Here is an 18,221-nt window from a genome sequence, read left to right as displayed (position 1 = left end):
GTGAACGTAGAGGTTCGCATATCCGGCGTGAAGGATCAGGAAGATGAAGAGTTTCCGCGGTTGCTCGTTTCACTGCCATCCGGCTTCTCGTGTTTGATGCTGTCGGGAATCGGAATACTGTCCGGATATGAATCCTCAACAAACAGACCGAAATCCTCATCAATGTCGCGTTCGGTCACTAAACGTGGGTTCTCGTCAGAATGCTTCTTCATTGGCTGTTCCTCCTATTAAATCTAGTCTTTGAAATGTAGGGCTAGTATAAGAACTGATAGCTCGACCCATACTGTTTTACTATAAAAGATGTTGTATGGGAGGCGTAGGCATGGAAAGAAAGGGAAACATATTAACAGCACTCATATGGGGTACCTTGATCGGCATCCTGCTGTGGATGTCACTTCTCGGCTGGCTGGATATCCTATTTTGAAAATAGAGGATCGGACCCATATAAGGAAAAGACCCGCCTTCCTATTAGGAGAGGCGGGTTTTGTGCAGGTTTAGTCGTCCTCACCATGGCTGCCGTTCAGTAGATCGGTACCGTGCATCTGTTCCGTTGGCGGGGCGGCGGGGTCCACCGGGCTATTAGCCGCAATAGCGTCCGCATCCGGTACATCCTCCAGCGGCTGGTACTCATCTTCTCCGGACGGGTAATCTTTGAAAATGTCCTGGTTTAAAAACGCAGTCCCGCTGCCGGTTAATGAAGCGTCAGCTGCAAGGCGCCGCTCCGTGTCGCCGGAATATTGGCCTATTATTTCGTCTCCGGGGCGAGAAGGGGGTTCACCTTCGATGGCCCGCCATTCCCGATCCGTTACATCATCTGCGACATCGCGCATGTAGGTTTCATCGACGGGTCGATCCCTTTCTATCCGGTCTGCTTCAGCCTGCCCTGAGGGTGATAAGGAAAAGTTTCTCTCATCGGCAATGGTCCGCTGATCGGGATCGGCGCCGGTAGCTTCCCATGCATCGATGGCGCTGTGATCCGGGTTCAAACGTTCCTCCGGTTTCGCATCCGCAGGTGCCGCTTCATTCTGATCGTACGCGATATGATCCGCGTCTTCGCTGCTAAGGCTTTGCTCCGTGTAGGTGTTGACGTCTCTCAGATCATCTTGCGGAATCATATCCGTATCCTCGACTTTCCGTTTGGCCTCGAATTCCAAATATGTCAAGTCTGCCAGCGTATTCCGATTGTTTTCGTCTCGCATAGGGTCCATCTCCTTCCTTGAGTTCAAACACAATAGGTTTCTATACATCGACTTTACCCGCTGAATCAAGAATGAATCGTGGGTACCTTCAGGTTATGATAAAACCAAACAAGTTCTATCTTTCCCTGTCATTTGCCGTATTATGAAAATTTTCAAATTAGAAAAAGGGACGAAATCCAACACAAACTGGAGAAAATGAATGATTTCGTGGAATAGATCCGCTAAATTAGATAATGATATTTTGAAATGATCCCGTTATAATCGAAAAAGTGACTATCGGACCGGGACAATCCTGAGAGTGGATTGTCAAACAACTACAATAGAACAGGAAGTGATCAGGACTTTGTTTCAATGGATTAAACAAGGCTTCTTTGGCAACACACGCAGGGATATTTTGTCAGGATTGACGGTAGCGTTCGCTCTCATACCGGAAGCAATCGCATTCTCCATCATGGCTGGCGTCGATCCCATGGTAGGACTCTATGCCTCTTTCGTGATTGCTGTCAGTATTTCATTCTTCGGCGGACGTCCCGGCATGATCTCCGCAGCGACAGGGGCTATGGCATCTTTAATGGGACCGCTCGTGGCGATGCACGGCATCGAGTATTTGTATGCGGCAACCATTCTTACAGGAATCTTGCAATTGTTGATGGGGGCGCTCAAATTTGGGCGGTTTATTACGTTTGTTCCCCAGCCGGTCATCACCGGGTTCGTGAATTCCCTGGCCATCATTATTTTTCTGGCCCAGCTTCCGAATTTCAAGGGCGAATCGTGGCCCATGTACTTGATGGTCGTCGGAACACTGCTTATCATCTATTTGCTGCCGCTCGTTACCAAAGCGGTTCCCTCGGCGCTTGTTGCCATCATCGTGATGACGATCATCGCGGTGTGGTTCAAAGCTCCTGTGCAAACGGTGGGGGATATGGGCAACATTACGCAGGCTCTTCCGTTCTTCCACCTTCCGAATGTAACCATCAGCTTGGATATGATCATGACGATATTGCCCATATCGCTGGCTCTTGCCGTCGTCGGGATGACAGAATCGCTGCTGACGGCGTCGCTCGTGGATGAGATGACGGAGACCGGAAGCGACAAGAACCGCGAAATCCGCGGTCAGGGTGTTTCCAACGTGATCACTGGGTTCTTCGGCGGCATGGCCGGCTGCGCCATGATCGGACAGACGGTGATTAATGTGAAATCGGGGGGGCGCACCCGGTTATCAACGCTGGTGTCCGGTGTGTTCCTGCTGTTTCTCATCATTGTGCTCGGCGATGTCGTGAAACAAATTCCGATGGCAGCGCTTGTCGGGGTTATGTTTATGGTTTCGATCGGTACGTTTGAATGGGGATCGCTTCGCACGCTTCACCGTGTTCCGCTAGGTGATGCCATTGTCATGCTGGCAACGGTAATCATCGTGGTGGCAACGCATAATCTGGCCATCGGGGTCATGATTGGTATTATTTTAAGCGCGCTGAATTTCGGCTGGAAAATGGCAAAAATCCATGCGGTACCGCATGTTCAGCCAAACGGTACGAAGATATACGAAATCCGGGGGCAGTTATTTTTCGGAACGATGATGTATTTTATAAACCTGTTTGACGTGAATGAGGACCCTGAGCATGTCGTGATTGATTTTTCCAAATCCCATGTATGGGATCAGTCAGCCACAAATGCCATTTCCAAGGTATTGAATAAGTACAAGGAAGCGGGTAAAGCCGTCACGCTCGTGGGGTTGAACGACGAAAGTCAGCGGATGGTTGATAAAGTCGGCCTTGCTTCAAGCTCCACACACTAGAAACGTAAGGGATTGCTTTTAACCTTAGGGTTAAGGGCAATCCCTTTTCATTTTGCCTTTATGTAATAAAAATTTTACAAACGGAACAGACGTTTCATGTTATATTGATTGTAAATGAACACGAAGTTTGTCGAATCATCTGGATGGAGAAGATGCGTACTTTTATTGACTATAGACGGTTAGAGGTGCTGACAAGATGAAGGATATGCCCAAATACATATTCCTGCTTCTGCTGATGGTGCCGCTGCTGCTGCTTATATCGATCATATCACCGGGAAAATCGGACGCAAAGAATTCTCAAACCGTGATACCTGATTGGCAGTTTATGTGGGATGACGAACAACGGGATGTTGTTTCGCCGGTCAACCTGCAGGGAAGTTGGTTGGCGGGAATATCAGGCAAGAAGGAACCCCCAAAGTCAGATGGGGTGTATTCAGCATGGAATCGTTTTACTTTGCCCGCTCTCCCTTGGAAACATTCGGCCATCATGATTGACCGCTTCAAGGGACAGGATGTTTTGGCTTTTTTGGATGACGAACAGGTGTATGAAGCCAAACGAGACTATATGTATACGGATCATTCTCTTCTGCTTCCGGTCCATCCGGATGATGCTGGTAAGACCGTTTATTTATGGACAAACGGCGTCAGGGATATGACGTTAGGTATCGATGGCGATATTATACTTGGCGAATATGAGCATCTGCGTGGAAATTTTATCAAGAATGACCTGGAAGATTTCATATTGGGCAGCTCGTTTATGTTTATCGCGGTGGTCATGTTCTTCTGCTGCTTATTCCTGCCAAAGCATACGGTATCCAGCTGGTTGTCTCTTAGTGTCGTCATTCTGGCAAGCGGGGCTATGCTTATTACGTATTCGCCATTCCTATACACGTTCTATGGAGACTTAGGCAGCGTGTGGGTCTCGGTGTTTGATATTTCACTCTTCGCCGTGCTGCCGGCGCTGTATTACTATTTTGAGAAAATATATGGTCCCGGGCCCTATCGAGTCATTCGCTACTGCCGAAGATTTCAAATAGCTTACTCCGGAATGTGCCTGATATTTCTAGTTGCCCATGTTGTCAGCCATCATTCATTTTACGAGATCTACTATTTTGTTTCGGTAAAGATCCTGGGCATTTTGGTTATCCTGCAAATGCTGCTGCTGGTCGGTACCACGATTCTGTATGCTTCCAAGCGGAACAAGGACGCTTATATCTTTTCTGTTGGCTTCGGGATAATGGCGTTAGCGACGCTCGGAGATCTTGCGGCTTTTTATTACCATGACGGGCAATATCATTTCGTTCTATGGAAATGGGGCATCATCGGACTGATTGTCTCCCTGATTGTCATGCTGGGCCGTAAATTCGTCCGCAGCCATGAGCAAGTGCTGCAGTATTCCAGAAAGCTGGAGATGTTTAATAACGAACTTCAGCGATCGGAGAAGATGGAGATCATCAGCGAGCTGGCCGCCTCGGTTGCACACGAGGTTCGAAACCCGCTGCAAGTGACACGCGGCTTCATGCAGCTTCTGGCACAGAATTCCAAGCAGGCGGAAAAGGAGTATTTTGGCCTGGCGCTGAAGGAGCTGGACCGGGCTTCGGGGATCATCACGGATTTCCTCACGTTTGCTAAGCCAGAATTGGAGAATGAGGTCAAGCTGAATGTGTATGAGGAGCTCAAGCATGTGAAAGGCATCCTGCTGCCGCTTGCCAATCTCAGCGGGGGCTCGATCGAGCTGGATAACGCGAAGGAATTATACATGACCGGTAATTCTTCCAAACTCAAACAAGCGATGATTAATATCGTCAAGAACAGTATAGAAGCACTGGATGGAGAAGGGGTTATTCGCATATGGGCCTATGCCAAGGGTGAAGAAGTGGTCATTCACATCAAAGATGACGGCATCGGGATGGACGCCGGGGATCTTGAGAGACTGGGCGAGGCTTACTTCTCCAATAAGTCCAAAGGGACGGGGCTCGGCCTGATGGTTACCTTTCGAATCATCGAAGCAATGCGTGGCACCATTCATTTTGTTAGTGAAAAAGGAAGCGGGACCGAGGCTATTATCCGCTTTCCGTCCATACCTGCTTCGCAGGAAGGGGAAGTATAAATTCGAGAGAGATGCCATAACGGTATCTCTCTTTGTTCTATCTTTAATAGAAAATTTTATCATTTTTCCGAATATTAGAAGGTGGAAGGTTTTGTTGCATCGAATAACACAATAAGAGTTTTACTCATTATAATGTTTGAGGTGCGTCAATGAGGTCTGGATGGAAGATCGCTGTGTTCCTGATCATCGTTTTTATTTTAAGCCAGGGGTTCCCCAGGCTTGTCTTTGCCACCGAAGAAACGGCAGCTCGTGCAGCGATTAAGGAGTGGAGAATCCTCTGGTCGGAATCCCGGGGGATACCGGAGAATGTGCCCGTCCACATCCATGATTGGATGGAAACTTCGCCCGGTGATTCGAAGCCTTATAAGCCGCATACCAAGGCATCCGCGTGGATTCATATGAGGATTCCCGAGATCGCATCCGCATCCCCTGGCATTTTGATTGATAAGCTCCACGGACAGCAGATTGCGGTTTATGCGGACCACCAGAAGATTTACGAATCTACCCGAACGTACAATTATGAGCTTAATTACATCTTGCTTCCTTTGCACCAGGACATGCTCGGCAAGGATCTTCACATCTGGCTGGAGACCGCTAGGGATCATGTGATGATTGAAGGGAAAATCCTTGTCGGCGATTATCAGGACATGTTTAATCGGTTTGTTAAGTCGAATTTGATGGACATCATTCTCGGAAGCGCCTTTATATTTATCGCATTGGTGATGTTGATCTGCGCTATTTTTCTGAACAGAAAATATTTGGTCACGGTGTTATCCCTATCTTTAATTATTTTATCTGTAGGCATACTGGTGTTTACATACTCCCCGTTTCTTTATACGATTTTTAATCAATATGGAAATCTTTACACTCATTTATATGACATCTCATTATTTATCTTACTTCCTTCGTTCAGTCTCTTTTTTGAAAAAATCTTCGGGCCCGGCTGGAAGGGCACGCTGCGCAAACTCCGCAAGTTCCAGATATGCTACTCGCTGTTTTGCGGGCTGTTTCTGATTGTCAATCAATGGGGTTCGAATCAATGGTTCGACCTGTATTATTTCTTCTCCGTTCAGGTCATGGGTGTTGTGATGATCGTTCAATTTGTATTGCTGGTCGGGAGCTCCATGTATTATGCCGTTAAGGGGAATAAGGACGCTGTTATTTTCAATGCAGGCTTTGCGGTATTCGCTGTTGTGGGCTTAAGCGAGCTGCTGCAATTTTTCCTTACCCGGGGCAGCTACAATCTCTTTCTATGGAAATGGGGGATTGTCAGCTTCATCATTGCCCTGATCGTCATTCTCGGGCGGCATTTTGCCAAAAATCACGAACGGATTCTTCAATACTCCAAGGAGCTTGAGATGTTCAACAATGAACTGCAGCGTTCGGAGAAAATGGAGATTATCAGTGAGCTTGCAGCATCGGTTGCCCATGAGGTTCGTAATCCGCTGCAAGTAACGCGGGGATTCCTGCAGCTTCTCACCGGAAAAGCCCAAGCCACGGAACGCGAATATTTGGATTTGGCTCTGGTGGAGCTGGACCGTGCTTCCGGCATTATTACGGATTTCTTAACCTTTGCTAAACCGGAGTTCGGCAAAGACACCGTGCTTCGGGTTTCGGAGGAGTTCAAGCATATCGAAGGCATACTCGGCCCGCTTGCCCACCTCCAAGGAGGCAAGATCACCGTGGATATTCCGGAGGATATTACGATTCGGGGGAATTCCTCGAAATTCAAGCAGGCTTTCATCAACATTGTTAAGAATAGCATCGAGGCGCTGGGCGAAGAGGGATGGGTTCATATCCGCTGCTATCGCCAGCAGGACCAGGTTTTTATTCATGTTGTGGATAATGGCGAAGGGATGGGGCCGGATGTGTTGGCACGGCTGGGAGAGCCTTATTTCTCCAACAAAACCAAGGGGACAGGGCTTGGCCTGATGGTGACCTTTCGAATTATCGAGGCCATGGATGGAAACGTTTATTTTACGAGTAAAAAAGGAGTGGGGACGGATGCCGTCATTACGCTTCCCGCAGCTGGCGAATAATTCGCTAAGCTGCGGCAGCGATGACGGTGATCGTCCCCACTCTTTGTACGGATTACATCTATTTATGAAATGTCCAAGCTGTTATGTAGTCTTTACCAGATGGCTCTTTCTTTGGCTTCTGACTTGATCACGCCTGATGGATTCGGAGGAATGACCAGATACAGCTCGTTAGGGTTCTCTTCAAGTGTTCGAATCTCGATGTGGTCGGGAATCCGTACCCCAAGAACTTCCTTGATGGCGGATTTCGGATCGCTGAGCAATTTTGCCTTAAAGCTAGGATCCTCCCAAGCTTTTTGAATCAATTGTGTTTGAAAGATGGCTTCTGTCGTCATAAGAATCACCCTTTCAAATAAATTGGTTATTTTTTACTCTTAAAGAATACCATGGAACAAATATAAAATCTATTATTTTTTGCTGAGAATAGACAAATAATAGTTTAACCCGCCAAAAGAAAGGGTTTCTTTACTGTTTTCGATATGATTCGCTTCGGCTTGAAGCTCATCCACCATCGTTTGATGAAAGGAGATGAGATGGGGGGCGTCTATATCTACCGATAAGAGCTGGGCGTGGGTCGCTGCAGCAATGTCTGCATAGGGCTTCAACATGTTGTTAACATAGATGGCTTCTTGAACTTCGGGCAGCGTCAGGTTCGCTTCGCGTGGTCGACCCAATTCCGATTTAATGAGAGACAGCAGGCAGTTGTAGCTGCCATCTGCAAGATCCTGCTTCCAATCGGTCCAATCGTCCATCATCTGCAAGGTAAGCAGAACATGGTTCATCACATCATTCGTTCGTGGAATGAGACCTGCTTGATCAGATAAAAGCAATGCGGCAGTGCTTCCCAGCTTTACGGGAGCCGCTTTTTTTGCGATCATGGCTCGGTTGTGCTTGAAGTAATCGTCCCGGGTTTCGTGGAGGACGCCTTCGGACCATTCATGTGTGTAGTTTTTGAAATAAGACCAGAAGTCGGAATTCGCTGAAAAGTAGGGTTGATAGGATGTGAGAAATTCGTAATACAGCAGGTTGGCAAGTGCGAGATGGTGTTTCGGATTTATGGGAGACTGACTGTCATGGGGCGAGTCCATAATGTCATCTTGAATGAAGTAGTATAACATGCCGATAATGTTGGCCGCTGAGAGGTGACGGTATACATCGGCGGGCAGAGCGGTCAGTTCTTTCATCCAGAAGGGAAGCAGATAACAAATGTAATTTTTGGAACTGTCCTGCTCGAACACGTCAAACTTTCTCAAGTATGAAAGACCAATTTCATTCAAGGGAGCAGGGAGCTCGGATAGCCTTGCTTCGCAGACTGAGAATGCGGCCGCAAGATCGTCCTCGAAAGGCTTGAACCAGTTCATGGAATCACCAACCTATTCTATATATAAGGAACAAGTGCTTACTTGCTATATTAACATGAATATTTATAAAGTTAAATATTACCAGTCCATAAAATGGCTAAATATGGGTTTTTTGATGCTGCGACGGGTTCTTTTACAGGCGGTACATCGGTTTTATTGTTTGATTATGGCGACTGGCGTTTAAGTTAGGGATGTACAGCGATAAATCGAAAATGACCATTTAGGAGGAATTCATATGACTCAGAAAATTGTAGGAGCTTTTCGGACGGAGCAGGAAGCAACCCGGGCCATTGAGGATCTAAAGCAGCAAGGTTTCAGAGCCGATGAAATCTCTGTCATTGCCAAGGATCGCGGAGAATCTTCTCATATTCAGGACGAGACCGGCACCAAGGCCCCTGAGGGCTTGGCATCCGGTGCCGCCACAGGCGGTGTGTTAGGCGGTGTAACCGGATTGCTGGCCGGCTTAGGTGCATTGGCCATTCCAGGCATTGGTCCGATCATCGCGGCTGGTCCGATCGCGGCAACACTTACGGGAGCAGCCGTAGGCGCTGGTGCGGGCGGATTGGTAGGTGGTTTGATTGGCCTGGGAATTCCGGAAGAGCAAGCGGAGGAGTACGGGGGATATGTGGACGAAGGCCATATTCTGGTCATGGTGGATGCAGATGAAACGAATGGTGGCCGGGTATATGATATATTCCGCAGCAATAGCGCCCTCAATGAACATCATTACCGTGAGGAAGGCACCTATAGCGGTACCGGTGCGCCAGTAGATTCACGCTCTGAAGCAGCGGCTGCGACCGAGGATGCGGTCCCGGACCCTAATCTGTATCAAGGTTATGGTGATGGTAATGGCGGTGCCATTAGTCCGGATCGGGATGAGATCTCGAAGAGACGATAAGGGTTAATGTTAAAAATATGAATTGGCAATAACAAACCGCCCGGGATAAATCCGGGCGGTTTATTATTGCGTTTAACGAGTGTTTACCGCTTACTGCGCTGTCTCTGCGCTCCCCTCGGCCCGTAACCGGGACCGCCAGGTCCGTGTCCAGGACCACCAGGACCGCCGGGTCCATGTCCAGGACCCCCAGGATGCCATGGACCATGTCCATGCCCGTGTCCGTGTCCGGGATATCCGTGGCCACCAGGATATCCCGGATAAAACGGAGGGTAAGGATAGAATGGATAATAAGGTGGATAGTATGGATAAGGATAGAACGGGTATCCGGGGAAGAGCCCTGGAATACCAAGGCTTGTTTGGGATTGAAGGCCTCTTTTAGGATGATGATGACTCAAGCCATGCACCTCTTTCTGCCAGATCGTTATCTCATCCTATGTGGAAGCGGAGAAGAAGGGCACATATCCAGTTAAAATTAGGCGGACGTCCATCGTCGGTATGAATATCAGTGCTGTGCTGTCAGGGCAGAATAATTCAGGTATAACACCTGGTGAATAAAAAGGTGCAAATGACCTCCCCGTTAAGGGTAAGGATCAAATGCACCTTCAGTGTCTACCTACTATATTCAAATATATTGAAGACCCGCTGTGTACGGAAGAGGGATGGCTTCAAAGGTTACGCTGCCGTTAGCCCGATAAGATGATTCCGGATCAAACAGGATCGAGAGTAAACCCTCATCATCCAGTTCCAATGCTTCATTATTCAGGGTAAGTCGGTAAGGACCATGCTCGCCATCTGCCTGAATCAACCCCTCAGGCAGCACAGGAGCCAGCTGGCGTAGCAGTTGTGGGCCGCTAACTACATAAACGGTTCCCTCATTTTGAATATATTCAGGCGTAATGCCGGCTGATTGGATTAATGCTGCCAGCTCTTTATCCTGCCAAGGCAGCGGAATCGTTAGCGCTGAAAGGTTGAAGGAAGAGATCGCCTCGGCGATGACCAGTGCAGCCGCTTCAGGACTTCCTCCCCATTCTACAAGGGTAGACTCTCTCGAAGGAGTCATCACGGTCCCAGGCACGGCTATGATGGCAAATGCGGTCAACACGCCGTCTTCTTCGGCGACAAGCACCTGCTGCTCAAGGCGGATCACGTTGGAGTAGGCGCTTGCACCCAGCAGTTTGTTAAGCTCCGAAGCCGTAGTAACATAACCGGCTTCCCGCTGCTCCATCAGCTTTTGAAGGTGGAACAGATCCTGCGGCTGCATTGCCCGAATGCGCACTTGTTTTCCCGTCACCGCCCGCAAGGGCTCAATGGAGCCCGGGTCAAGACGGAAGCGGAATGCACGGCCGAACAAACGGCTGCCTGCCCGGGTATACAGGGATCTGCCGCCGGAAATGAGGATTAAGGATGCCCCGGAAGCTTCGCCATGACGGATGCACTGTTCCAGGAGACTGCCTGCAAGGCGCTGACCCCGGTAATCCGGATCCGTACAGACGGAGCCGATGGAATAGATATTTAATCGGGCACCGCGAGTCTGGATGGAAAATGGTACGAATCCCATGAATGAGACGAGTTTGTCTTGATCCCAGGCACCGTAGGAATGGCTGATTCCCGGCGAAAATATCGGAGGAAAGGATACCCCCATCGAAGGCTGTTCCGGCTGCTTCAGAAAAATACGGTCGGACAGCTCGACAGCTTGATGTAGTTGATCGCTTTTCATAATAGAAATGTTCATTCGTTGACGCCTCCCCTATGTATGTCACTTGTTACCAGTATAAAGTCATTGGGTGTGGAATATCCAGTAAACGTTTGCAACTTCTTTGTCCGTCCGGCTCCGTCGAATCGATTCTTGAAGAGGCACTTGTTGTGTGCGAGGAAGGGATGATTTTCGGGTAATATAACTTACGAAACTGACACCGGAGGGATGAGCTTGCCAAGTTTTGTTGATTCCATGATTTTATTATGCGGCGCTTTGCTTCTGACAGGCGTACTGACCACCAAGTTTTCTTCTCGCTTCGGCATGCCCGCCCTAGTACTGTTTATCGCCATCGGGATGATTCTCAGTCGCTTCATATATTACGATAATGCGGAGCTCACACAGCTGGTCGGGATATTTGCGCTGATTGTCATATTGTTTCAAGGCGGGATGCAGACCGATTTCAAAGAAATCAAGCCGGTTATGGGGACGGCCATTTCACTTGCCACGATAGGTGTCTTGCTGACAACGGTTGTCGTTGGAATATGCGCTGCATTCATTCTGGATATTTCGTTACAAGAGGGGCTGTTAATTGGTGCGATTGTTGGTTCGACGGACGCAGCGGCCGTCTTCTCGGTTCTCGGCGCAACGAATCTCAAGAAACGGATTCGAATGACGCTGGAGGCTGAATCCGGAAGCAATGATCCGATGGCGGTGTTTTTAACCGTGTCCTTAATCGAATGGATCGAACACCCGAAACTAAATTTGATCGGTCTTATTTTTTCCTTCGTGATGGAGATGGGACTGGGCCTGGTTATCGGTGTTCTTATCGGGATGCTGGCCGTATATGTGATCAATCGCATCAATTTTGATTCCTCGGGTTTATATCCGGTGACGGCATTGGGGTTCGCGGTGCTGACGTATGCCGCTGCCGCATGGCTTGGAGCCAGCGGTTTGCTGGCCGTATACGTTATGGCTTTGCTGCTCGGCAATACCGAGCTGACGTACCGCAAGACGATTCAAGCATTTAACCAAGGTTTTGCATGGATGATGCAGATCGTCATGTTTGTGCTGCTCGGGCTCCTTGTCTTCCCGAACGAGCTGTCGGAAGTCGTATGGCAAGGACTGTTGTTGTCCTTGATTCTCATCTTTATTGCCAGGCCGATCGGCGTGTTCAGCAGCCTGTTGTTTACCAAATTTGCCGTGCGGGAGAAAATATTAATTTCATGGGCGGGCCTTCGCGGGGCCGTACCGATCGTCCTGGCTACATATCCCGTTCTGGCGGGAATCAGGCATGGAGAATTGTTTTTTAATGTCGTGTTCTTTGTTGTGTTGACCTCAGCGGTGATCCAAGGCACCACGATCTCCCCGCTCACGCAAAAGCTTTCGCTGGTGGAGAAGGATAAAGCCAAAGCGCCGACTTTATTAGAGTTAATGGCTCTTGGAAAAGCGGATTCCGAGATCAACCACATTCTGGTGGATGGGGATATGCCCATTATCGGCAAGGAGATTCAGCAGCTGAATCTGCCGGACGATATCCTCTTTACGGCTATTATTCGGGAGAAGCGTATCATTACGCCTAGGGGGAGTACGGTTATTGAGGCAGGGGATACTTTATATGTGATGAATCCGAAACAAAAGCGGAAGGAAATGAAAACGATCCTGGGGTTGTCTTAGGGTTCTTAGCGGCCGGAGAAATATGATGCCTATCATAGCTATCGATCTTAAAAATAAATTAGGATAGGTATAAATAGGAGGTAATTTCTTCATCCTATCTTCATCTGATAAGTTTCAATTCCCTTTGCAAAAGAGACAAGAATCTGTTATGATTAATACAAGGATTTAGAATAAGTCTAAATACAATAACAAAGGAGACGATATAGATGAGTAATTTAACCCAACAAACACAAGGAACGACAACCGATGAACTTCAACAAATTTTGAACACGCAGGTAGCCAACTGGAGTTTGCTTGGCGTAAAGCTTCACCACTATCACTGGTATGTAAAAGGTCCTCAGTTCTACGTGCTGCACGAGAAATTCGAGGAGCTGTACAACACAGCAGCAGGTTATGTGGATGAGCTGGCCGAGCGGATGCTGGCCATTGGCGGTAAACCGGCAGCCAGCATGGCGCAATATTTGAAGCTGGCTACGCTGCAAGAGGTTTCCAATGAGAATACGGCTGAACAGATGGTCGGACAACTGGTTGCGGATTTTGAGCAGCTTGCCGGTGAACTGAAGGCGGGGATCGCAGCCGCGGATCAAGAAGGGGACGACGCTACATCCGATCTGTTGACCGGTATGGTCAGCGATGTACAGAAGCATTCCTGGATGCTGAATGCCTTCTTGGGTAAATAAATTTCACATTTGTATGCTTGCCGTCTCATGACGGATTGCGAATATAGGGAGGGAGATCGACGGATAGGGGTCGATCTCTTTTTTTTTGTTCACCTTGCGAGTGATGTTGTAAGATTAAATTTGAAATTTATTGCGTCTTTCTTCAATGCGCAACGTATACAGTTTATAGTTATTTTTAATTGCGGATAGGAGTAGTGAGGATGACAGAGATGGAATCACGACAACAGCTGGAATCGCAGCTTCAAGAGATTTTGAAATGGGAGAAAGAGCAGAAGGACGTCATGTTCTGGGAGAAGCTCGGAAGAATTCCCTTTATGCTGCTGGATCGCCTCACGCCCAAGGCTGTTCAAGAGAAAATCGGAAGCGCCTTGAATGAGGTAGGCGGATTTATTCAGAGCGGCGGGAAACATCTGGTTCGCGAGAAGTCGGTACTGAATGTTTTGGCGCAGACAGCAGGATTGAACGGTCCGAATGTGGGTGCCGGCCCTTCCGAAAAGTCCGCTCAGGAGGAATACATGGAAGTGGAAGATGAGGACGGAGGGGTGGCAGCGGCTTCCGGGCTTACTTTGGCATCTGCAGCGAAGCTGCCGCTCCAAGTCATGGATACCGCAGCGGATACGCTGACGGTAAAACGCGTCAAATTTGCCGCAGCGCAAGGAGCAGCAACGGGAATCGGGGGCATCTTTACGATTGCGGCCGATCTGCCGATGGTGCTTGGTCAATCGCTCAAGGTGCTGCAGGAGATGGCGCTTTGTTACGGGTATGATCCGAACGATCCCCGGGAGCGGGTGTTTATCGTGAAGTGCTTGCAGTTTGCATCTGCCGATATCGTGGGAAAAAAAGCGGTGCTTGAGGAGCTCGCCAGTTTTGATGATGAACAAGTGACGGAGCAGGTATTCTCACAGCTGCAGGGCTGGCGTGAGGTCGTTCAGTCGTATACCGATAACTTCGGGATGAAGAAGCTGTTTCAGCTGATTCCGATTGCCGGCATTGTATTCGGTTCGATCAGCAACAAAGGGACGATTAGCGATGTGGCTGAGGCAGGGAAAATGCTCTACAAGAAGCGGCGTCTAAATTACCGGCTTAGGAATATGGAACATCCCCTGTAACCGTTTATTCCTCCTGATAAATTAATAAAAAAAGGGTTGTCCCACCATAGGCGGGCAACCCTTTTTATCATCATTACGGTAATTAGAACGGACGTATTTCACGCAAAAGGCTTCCTATCGGTTATCCACTTTTTCCGGATACAGGTCATGATTCATCAGACGGTTCGCGGCGATCTCCTCGTATTTGGTCCCCGGACGACCGTAATTGCAATACGGATCGATGGAAATACCGCCCCGCGGGGTGAATTTCCCCCACACTTCGATATATCTCGGATCCATCAGTTTGATGAGGTCATTCATGATGATATTGACGCAGTCCTCATGAAAGTCCCCGTGATTGCGGAAGCTGAAGAGGTACAGCTTCAAGGATTTGCTCTCCACCATTTTAATATCCGGAATGTAGCTGATGTAGATGGTTGCAAAGTCCGGCTGGCCTGTAATCGGGCACAAGCTTGTAAATTCGGGACAGTTGAATTTGACGAAGTAATCCCGGTAGGGATGCTTGTTGTCAAAGCTCTCCAGAATGCCGGGATCATATTCGAACGTGTATTTTGTGCCTTGGTTGCCGAGCAGGGTAACGTCTTCCATTTCTTCTTTTTGTCTTCCAGCCATATGGGATAGCTCCTTTATTCATATTAATAAATGCACAATCAAGTGTAGCGATTTTTTTATTACAACGTCACACTCCGCGTTTATTGCCCCAGACGAGCGTGTGCAATTGCGGCAGGACACGCACATCGTTCAACCGGTCGGATTGCATGACGGCATCGACAAGCCACTCGTACCGATCCAGCAGATGGGAGACCAGCGAAGCGGTATCGCCTGTACCTACATCGGGATTACCGGTCTGCAAATAAAACGGCACGTTCGGGTATCGTTCATGGACCGTTTCCGCATAACTTAAGTCTTTATCGTCAAATACGACAACCTTGAGGCTGAAGGTTCTACCGGGCGCCCGTGCGGACAGCCGGGAGACGATATCATCGAGCTTGCCCCAGTCCGTATCCATACCTGAGCTTGGCGGCTTGGGAGAGATGGTCACTTCATCGATATCATTCAGCCAATCCTGCCAGCGTGAGCCTTGGGTCTCCACGGCAACGGTAATTCCGTGTCGATGCAGCTCATCCACAAGCGTGCCGAGCTGGGAGAGAAGAGCGGGATTGCCACCCGACAGGGTGACATGATCGAAGCGTTCGCCGCCCAGCCGGTACAGCTCTTGCCAGATCTCGTCTGCACTCATGCGCGATATGGTGTCCTTGGCGGAACCGTCCCACGTAAACGCGGAGTCGCACCAGGAACAGCGATAGTCGCAGCCCGCCGTACGAACGAACATGGTCTTGCGTCCAACGACCATGCCTTCACCTTGAACGGTAGGACCGAAAATCTCCATCACGGGAATCGGACGGTCCACTGCTATGACAGGGGAGGAGGCATTTGAATCGTTCTCAGGTTTAACATGCACATTATTCATCGATCATCCACTCCCGTCTGACCTCAGCGTAGCTGGTCGGCGTCTCGAACAGGCGGACGAATTCGGTTCGTGTGCCTTGCTGCTCGTACGACTCTCTGCTGCGGAGGGCTTCCTCCATTTTTTCAAACAGCCATACAACCATGTTCTCTGCTGTCGTGTTCATCGGCGGCAAAGTCTCGTTCAGGTAACGGTGATCCAGATACGGTTCGATACTCGTTTTCCAGCAATCCTTAATGTCCCCGAAATCCACGGTAATGCCCACTTCATTGGGAATACCGCTGATGCCAAAGACTACTTTGTACGTGTGGCCGTGCAAGTTCTTGCATTTTCCCTCATAGCAATGCAGATGATGGGCAGCATCAAAGGTAAACTCTTTGGAGACCAGCACCCGCTTCCGGTGGTAACGCAGGCTTCCGGCATCGATGTCTTCGCCAAGCTTCTGCAGATGCTCTACGATGCGGAAAGCCCCTGGCTCGCGGCTCATACCAGGCGCCCCCCTTCAGATACACGGTTACGGCGCTGCATGTAGTTATCGAGCCCCGCTTTTCTCAGCTTGCATGCAGGACATTCTCCGCAGCCGTCGCCCTTGATGCCGTTATAGCAGGTTAACGTATGGTCACGAACGTATTCGAGTGCATTCATCTGGTCGGCGAGCTCCCAGGTTTCCGACTTGTCGAGCCACATAAGCGGCGTGTGAATGACGAACGGGTAATCCATTGCTAGATTTAGCGTAACGTTGAGCGATTTGATGAAGCTGTCCCGGCAATCGGGATAACCGCTGAAATCCGTCTCGCATACGCCCGTGATCAGATGTTTTGCACCGATGCCCTTGGCCAGCACAGCGGCAAAGCTGAGGAACAGCAGGTTTCGTCCCTCCACAAATGTAGTAGGCAAGCCGTCGCCTTCGGCAATTTCGATATCGCTGCGCGTTAACGCATTCGGCGCCAGCTGATTAAGCAGGCTCATATCGAGCACCGTTTGCTTCACGCCTTGTTCCTTGGCGATCTGTGCCGCGCATTCTATTTCAAGCTTATGGCGTTGGCCATAATCGAAGGTTACGGTTTCGACTTCGGCGAAGCGTTCCTTCGCCCAGAACAGGCAGGTGGTGCTGTCTTGACCACCGCTGAAAACAACGACCGCTTTTTCATTTTTAAGCATAAAAAAACCTCTCATCCTTCATAATTTAAGAGCAGCCGAAAAGGGCTGAACCTGTAGAAGAAAGAGAAGTTCATTGAACTGAATCCGTAAAAAAACAAGCCTTATTCTTAGGGTGCAGCACCGAATAAGACACGATAGTTTTTTATAGAGGGAGTTCACGAACCTCTCCCATACACCGCGATAGGCGCATGGATTGTCTTCTGTTGTCCTTGTGACCGCATGGGTGTTAAGATCCAGCATGCAGTCTGATTATGCCCTCCATTATAACACGGCTCGATTATTTGATAAACACTCCGCCAAAGGGAATTGCTTCCCGCAGAAAACGCTTGATGATGCCTTCATCATTTAATTCGTCTACGAGCCGCTGATTCTGGCGTCCCGCTTGAAACAACACATACCCGTCACCGGTCAGCTTCCAGTGATAGTTCATGTGCTGGCTGGCGAGATGATTGCCATATACGGTCAGGTCCAGTTTAGCCGCTTCGGGATAGGCGATGATGCTTCCGGCGTCCACATACAATGGCTCGGTAGGATGCAGCTTGACTTTGCATACCGGACCTTGGGTCAGAATGCCGATGCTGCCATTCCCGGAAAACTTCATCTTAATGGCATCTCGCGTGACCAGCATGTTTTTGATTTTCAGTATTCTTGTCTGCATCGTAACAAACTGGGTGTAAAAGAAAACATGACGAAAATCATAGAGCATGTCCTGTTCGCCTTCCAGCTGAATTTCATGCATGTTGAAGCCTGGGGGGAGCGCAGCCGTAAATTGGCTGGGTCCTGTAATATCGGCACGAATCCATTTTTTCTTGCGGTATATGCCCTTTACGTTCATGAGACGGTCGCTGCGTCCGGAGGAGGGACCCCGATAGGCAACGATTTGCTCAGGATGAAGGACATGGGCCGTGTCCCCTTCAGTCAGGGAGAACGTAACCGCTTGTCCCGCTCCGCTGCCCGCTGCATCTTCCATTCGGATAATCATGGCCGCGCCTCCTTTTGCCTGGTTGGATGGTGGGGATCTGATAAAAGCTTGT

At 49.1% G+C, this 18,221-nt stretch carries 18 protein-coding genes and 1 riboswitch; of the genes, 8 read left to right on the top strand and 10 right to left on the bottom strand.

All coding sequences use genetic code 11. The features are described from left to right. Positions 1-35: 35 nt before the first annotated feature. Both ACETK5_RS24915 and ACETK5_RS24910 read right to left on the bottom strand, forming a co-directional pair. Positions 36-212, bottom strand: coding sequence for a hypothetical protein (locus ACETK5_RS24915; protein WP_164817244.1), 177 nt, complete (start codon positions 210-212; stop codon positions 36-38). A gap of 282 nt (positions 213-494) precedes the next feature. Beyond that, positions 495-1,199, bottom strand: coding sequence for a hypothetical protein (locus ACETK5_RS24910; protein ID WP_100540724.1), 705 nt, complete (start codon positions 1,197-1,199; stop codon positions 495-497). 343 nt (positions 1,200-1,542) lie between these two features. On the opposite strand from ACETK5_RS24910, the gene ACETK5_RS24905 reads away from it, so the two are divergent. The 3 genes from ACETK5_RS24905 (at position 1,543) to ACETK5_RS24895 (ending at position 7,143) form a co-directional block, all read left to right on the top strand. Continuing rightward, positions 1,543-2,994 carry a SulP family inorganic anion transporter gene (locus ACETK5_RS24905; RefSeq protein WP_100540725.1) on the top strand — a complete coding sequence of 484 codons (1,452 nt, stop codon included), beginning with the start codon at positions 1,543-1,545 and terminating at the stop codon, positions 2,992-2,994. Between the two features lie 196 nt (positions 2,995-3,190). Beyond that, on the top strand, positions 3,191-5,104 hold the full coding sequence (locus ACETK5_RS24900; RefSeq protein WP_394058477.1) for an ATP-binding protein: 1,914 nt from the start codon (positions 3,191-3,193) through the stop codon (positions 5,102-5,104). Positions 5,105-5,253: 149 nt separating this feature from the next. Continuing rightward, entirely contained in the window at positions 5,254-7,143 is a 1,890-nt protein-coding gene (locus tag ACETK5_RS24895; RefSeq protein WP_394058475.1) for an ATP-binding protein, read from the top strand. Between the two features lie 92 nt (positions 7,144-7,235). Here the strand turns inward: ACETK5_RS24895 and ACETK5_RS24890 are convergent, their stop codons facing one another. After that, entirely contained in the window at positions 7,236-7,475 is a 240-nt protein-coding gene (locus tag ACETK5_RS24890) for an NHLP leader peptide family RiPP precursor (protein ID WP_098742453.1), read from the bottom strand. 72 nt (positions 7,476-7,547) lie between these two features. Continuing rightward, the gene (locus ACETK5_RS24885; protein ID WP_394058473.1) at positions 7,548-8,501 is read right to left on the bottom strand and encodes a class 1 isoprenoid biosynthesis enzyme; all 954 of its coding nucleotides are present in this window, start codon (positions 8,499-8,501) and stop codon (positions 7,548-7,550) included. Positions 8,502-8,736: 235 nt separating this feature from the next. Between ACETK5_RS24885 and ACETK5_RS24880 the strand changes: the two genes are divergently transcribed. After that, positions 8,737-9,399, top strand: a complete 663-nt coding sequence (locus tag ACETK5_RS24880) for a general stress protein (RefSeq protein WP_100540728.1) — start codon at positions 8,737-8,739, stop codon at positions 9,397-9,399. Positions 9,400-9,478: 79 nt separating this feature from the next. After that, positions 9,479-9,778 (top strand): hypothetical protein, encoded by a 300-nt coding sequence (locus ACETK5_RS24875; RefSeq protein WP_165789768.1) that lies wholly within the window; start codon positions 9,479-9,481, stop codon positions 9,776-9,778. Positions 9,779-10,021: 243 nt separating this feature from the next. On the opposite strand, the gene ACETK5_RS24870 is transcribed toward ACETK5_RS24875, so the two are convergent. Continuing rightward, entirely contained in the window at positions 10,022-11,131 is a 1,110-nt protein-coding gene (locus tag ACETK5_RS24870; RefSeq protein ID WP_100540729.1) for a GNAT family N-acetyltransferase, read from the bottom strand. Positions 11,132-11,320: 189 nt separating this feature from the next. Between ACETK5_RS24870 and ACETK5_RS24865 the strand changes: the two genes are divergently transcribed. The 3 genes from ACETK5_RS24865 (at position 11,321) to ACETK5_RS24855 (ending at position 14,558) form a co-directional block, all read left to right on the top strand. Beyond that, positions 11,321-12,769 (top strand): potassium/proton antiporter, encoded by a 1,449-nt coding sequence (locus ACETK5_RS24865; RefSeq protein ID WP_326117154.1) that lies wholly within the window; start codon positions 11,321-11,323, stop codon positions 12,767-12,769. A 206-nt stretch (positions 12,770-12,975) separates the two neighbouring features. Next, positions 12,976-13,449 (top strand): Dps family protein, encoded by a 474-nt coding sequence (locus ACETK5_RS24860; RefSeq protein WP_100540731.1) that lies wholly within the window; start codon positions 12,976-12,978, stop codon positions 13,447-13,449. Positions 13,450-13,649: 200 nt separating this feature from the next. After that, the gene (locus ACETK5_RS24855) at positions 13,650-14,558 is read left to right on the top strand and encodes an EcsC family protein (RefSeq protein WP_100540732.1); all 909 of its coding nucleotides are present in this window, start codon (positions 13,650-13,652) and stop codon (positions 14,556-14,558) included. Positions 14,559-14,672: 114 nt separating this feature from the next. On the opposite strand, the gene queF is transcribed toward ACETK5_RS24855, so the two are convergent. The 5 genes from queF to ACETK5_RS24830 all read right to left on the bottom strand — a co-directional run bounded on the left by queF (position 14,673) and on the right by ACETK5_RS24830 (position 18,169). Continuing rightward, positions 14,673-15,170: a preQ(1) synthase gene (queF, locus tag ACETK5_RS24850; protein ID WP_009591586.1), complete on the bottom strand. Its 498-nt coding sequence runs from the start codon at positions 15,168-15,170 to the stop codon at positions 14,673-14,675. Between the two features lie 67 nt (positions 15,171-15,237). Then, complete coding sequence (gene queE, locus ACETK5_RS24845) at positions 15,238-16,029, bottom strand: 7-carboxy-7-deazaguanine synthase QueE (RefSeq protein WP_207797542.1); 792 nt, start codon at positions 16,027-16,029, stop codon at positions 15,238-15,240. Then, positions 16,022-16,513 carry a 6-carboxytetrahydropterin synthase QueD gene (queD, locus tag ACETK5_RS24840; protein WP_394058468.1) on the bottom strand — a complete coding sequence of 164 codons (492 nt, stop codon included), beginning with the start codon at positions 16,511-16,513 and terminating at the stop codon, positions 16,022-16,024. Before queD ends, queE begins: the two co-directional genes overlap by 8 nt. After that, positions 16,510-17,187, bottom strand: coding sequence for a 7-cyano-7-deazaguanine synthase QueC (queC, locus tag ACETK5_RS24835; protein WP_326095304.1), 678 nt, complete (start codon positions 17,185-17,187; stop codon positions 16,510-16,512). Before queC ends, queD begins: the two co-directional genes overlap by 4 nt. Before the next feature lie 134 nt (positions 17,188-17,321). Then, positions 17,322-17,359: riboswitch (PreQ1 riboswitch) on the bottom strand. 105 nt (positions 17,360-17,464) lie between these two features. After that, positions 17,465-18,169: an AIM24 family protein gene (locus tag ACETK5_RS24830; RefSeq protein WP_326095303.1), complete on the bottom strand. Its 705-nt coding sequence runs from the start codon at positions 18,167-18,169 to the stop codon at positions 17,465-17,467. Between the last annotated feature and the right edge of the window lie 52 nt (positions 18,170-18,221).

Source organism: Paenibacillus ilasis (assembly GCF_043195395.1).
GTDB lineage: Bacteria > Bacillota > Bacilli > Paenibacillales > Paenibacillaceae > Paenibacillus_AQ > Paenibacillus_AQ lautus.
The sequence above is the reverse complement of the archived record's forward strand: the minus strand, read 5'-3'. Positions and strand labels throughout refer to the sequence as shown.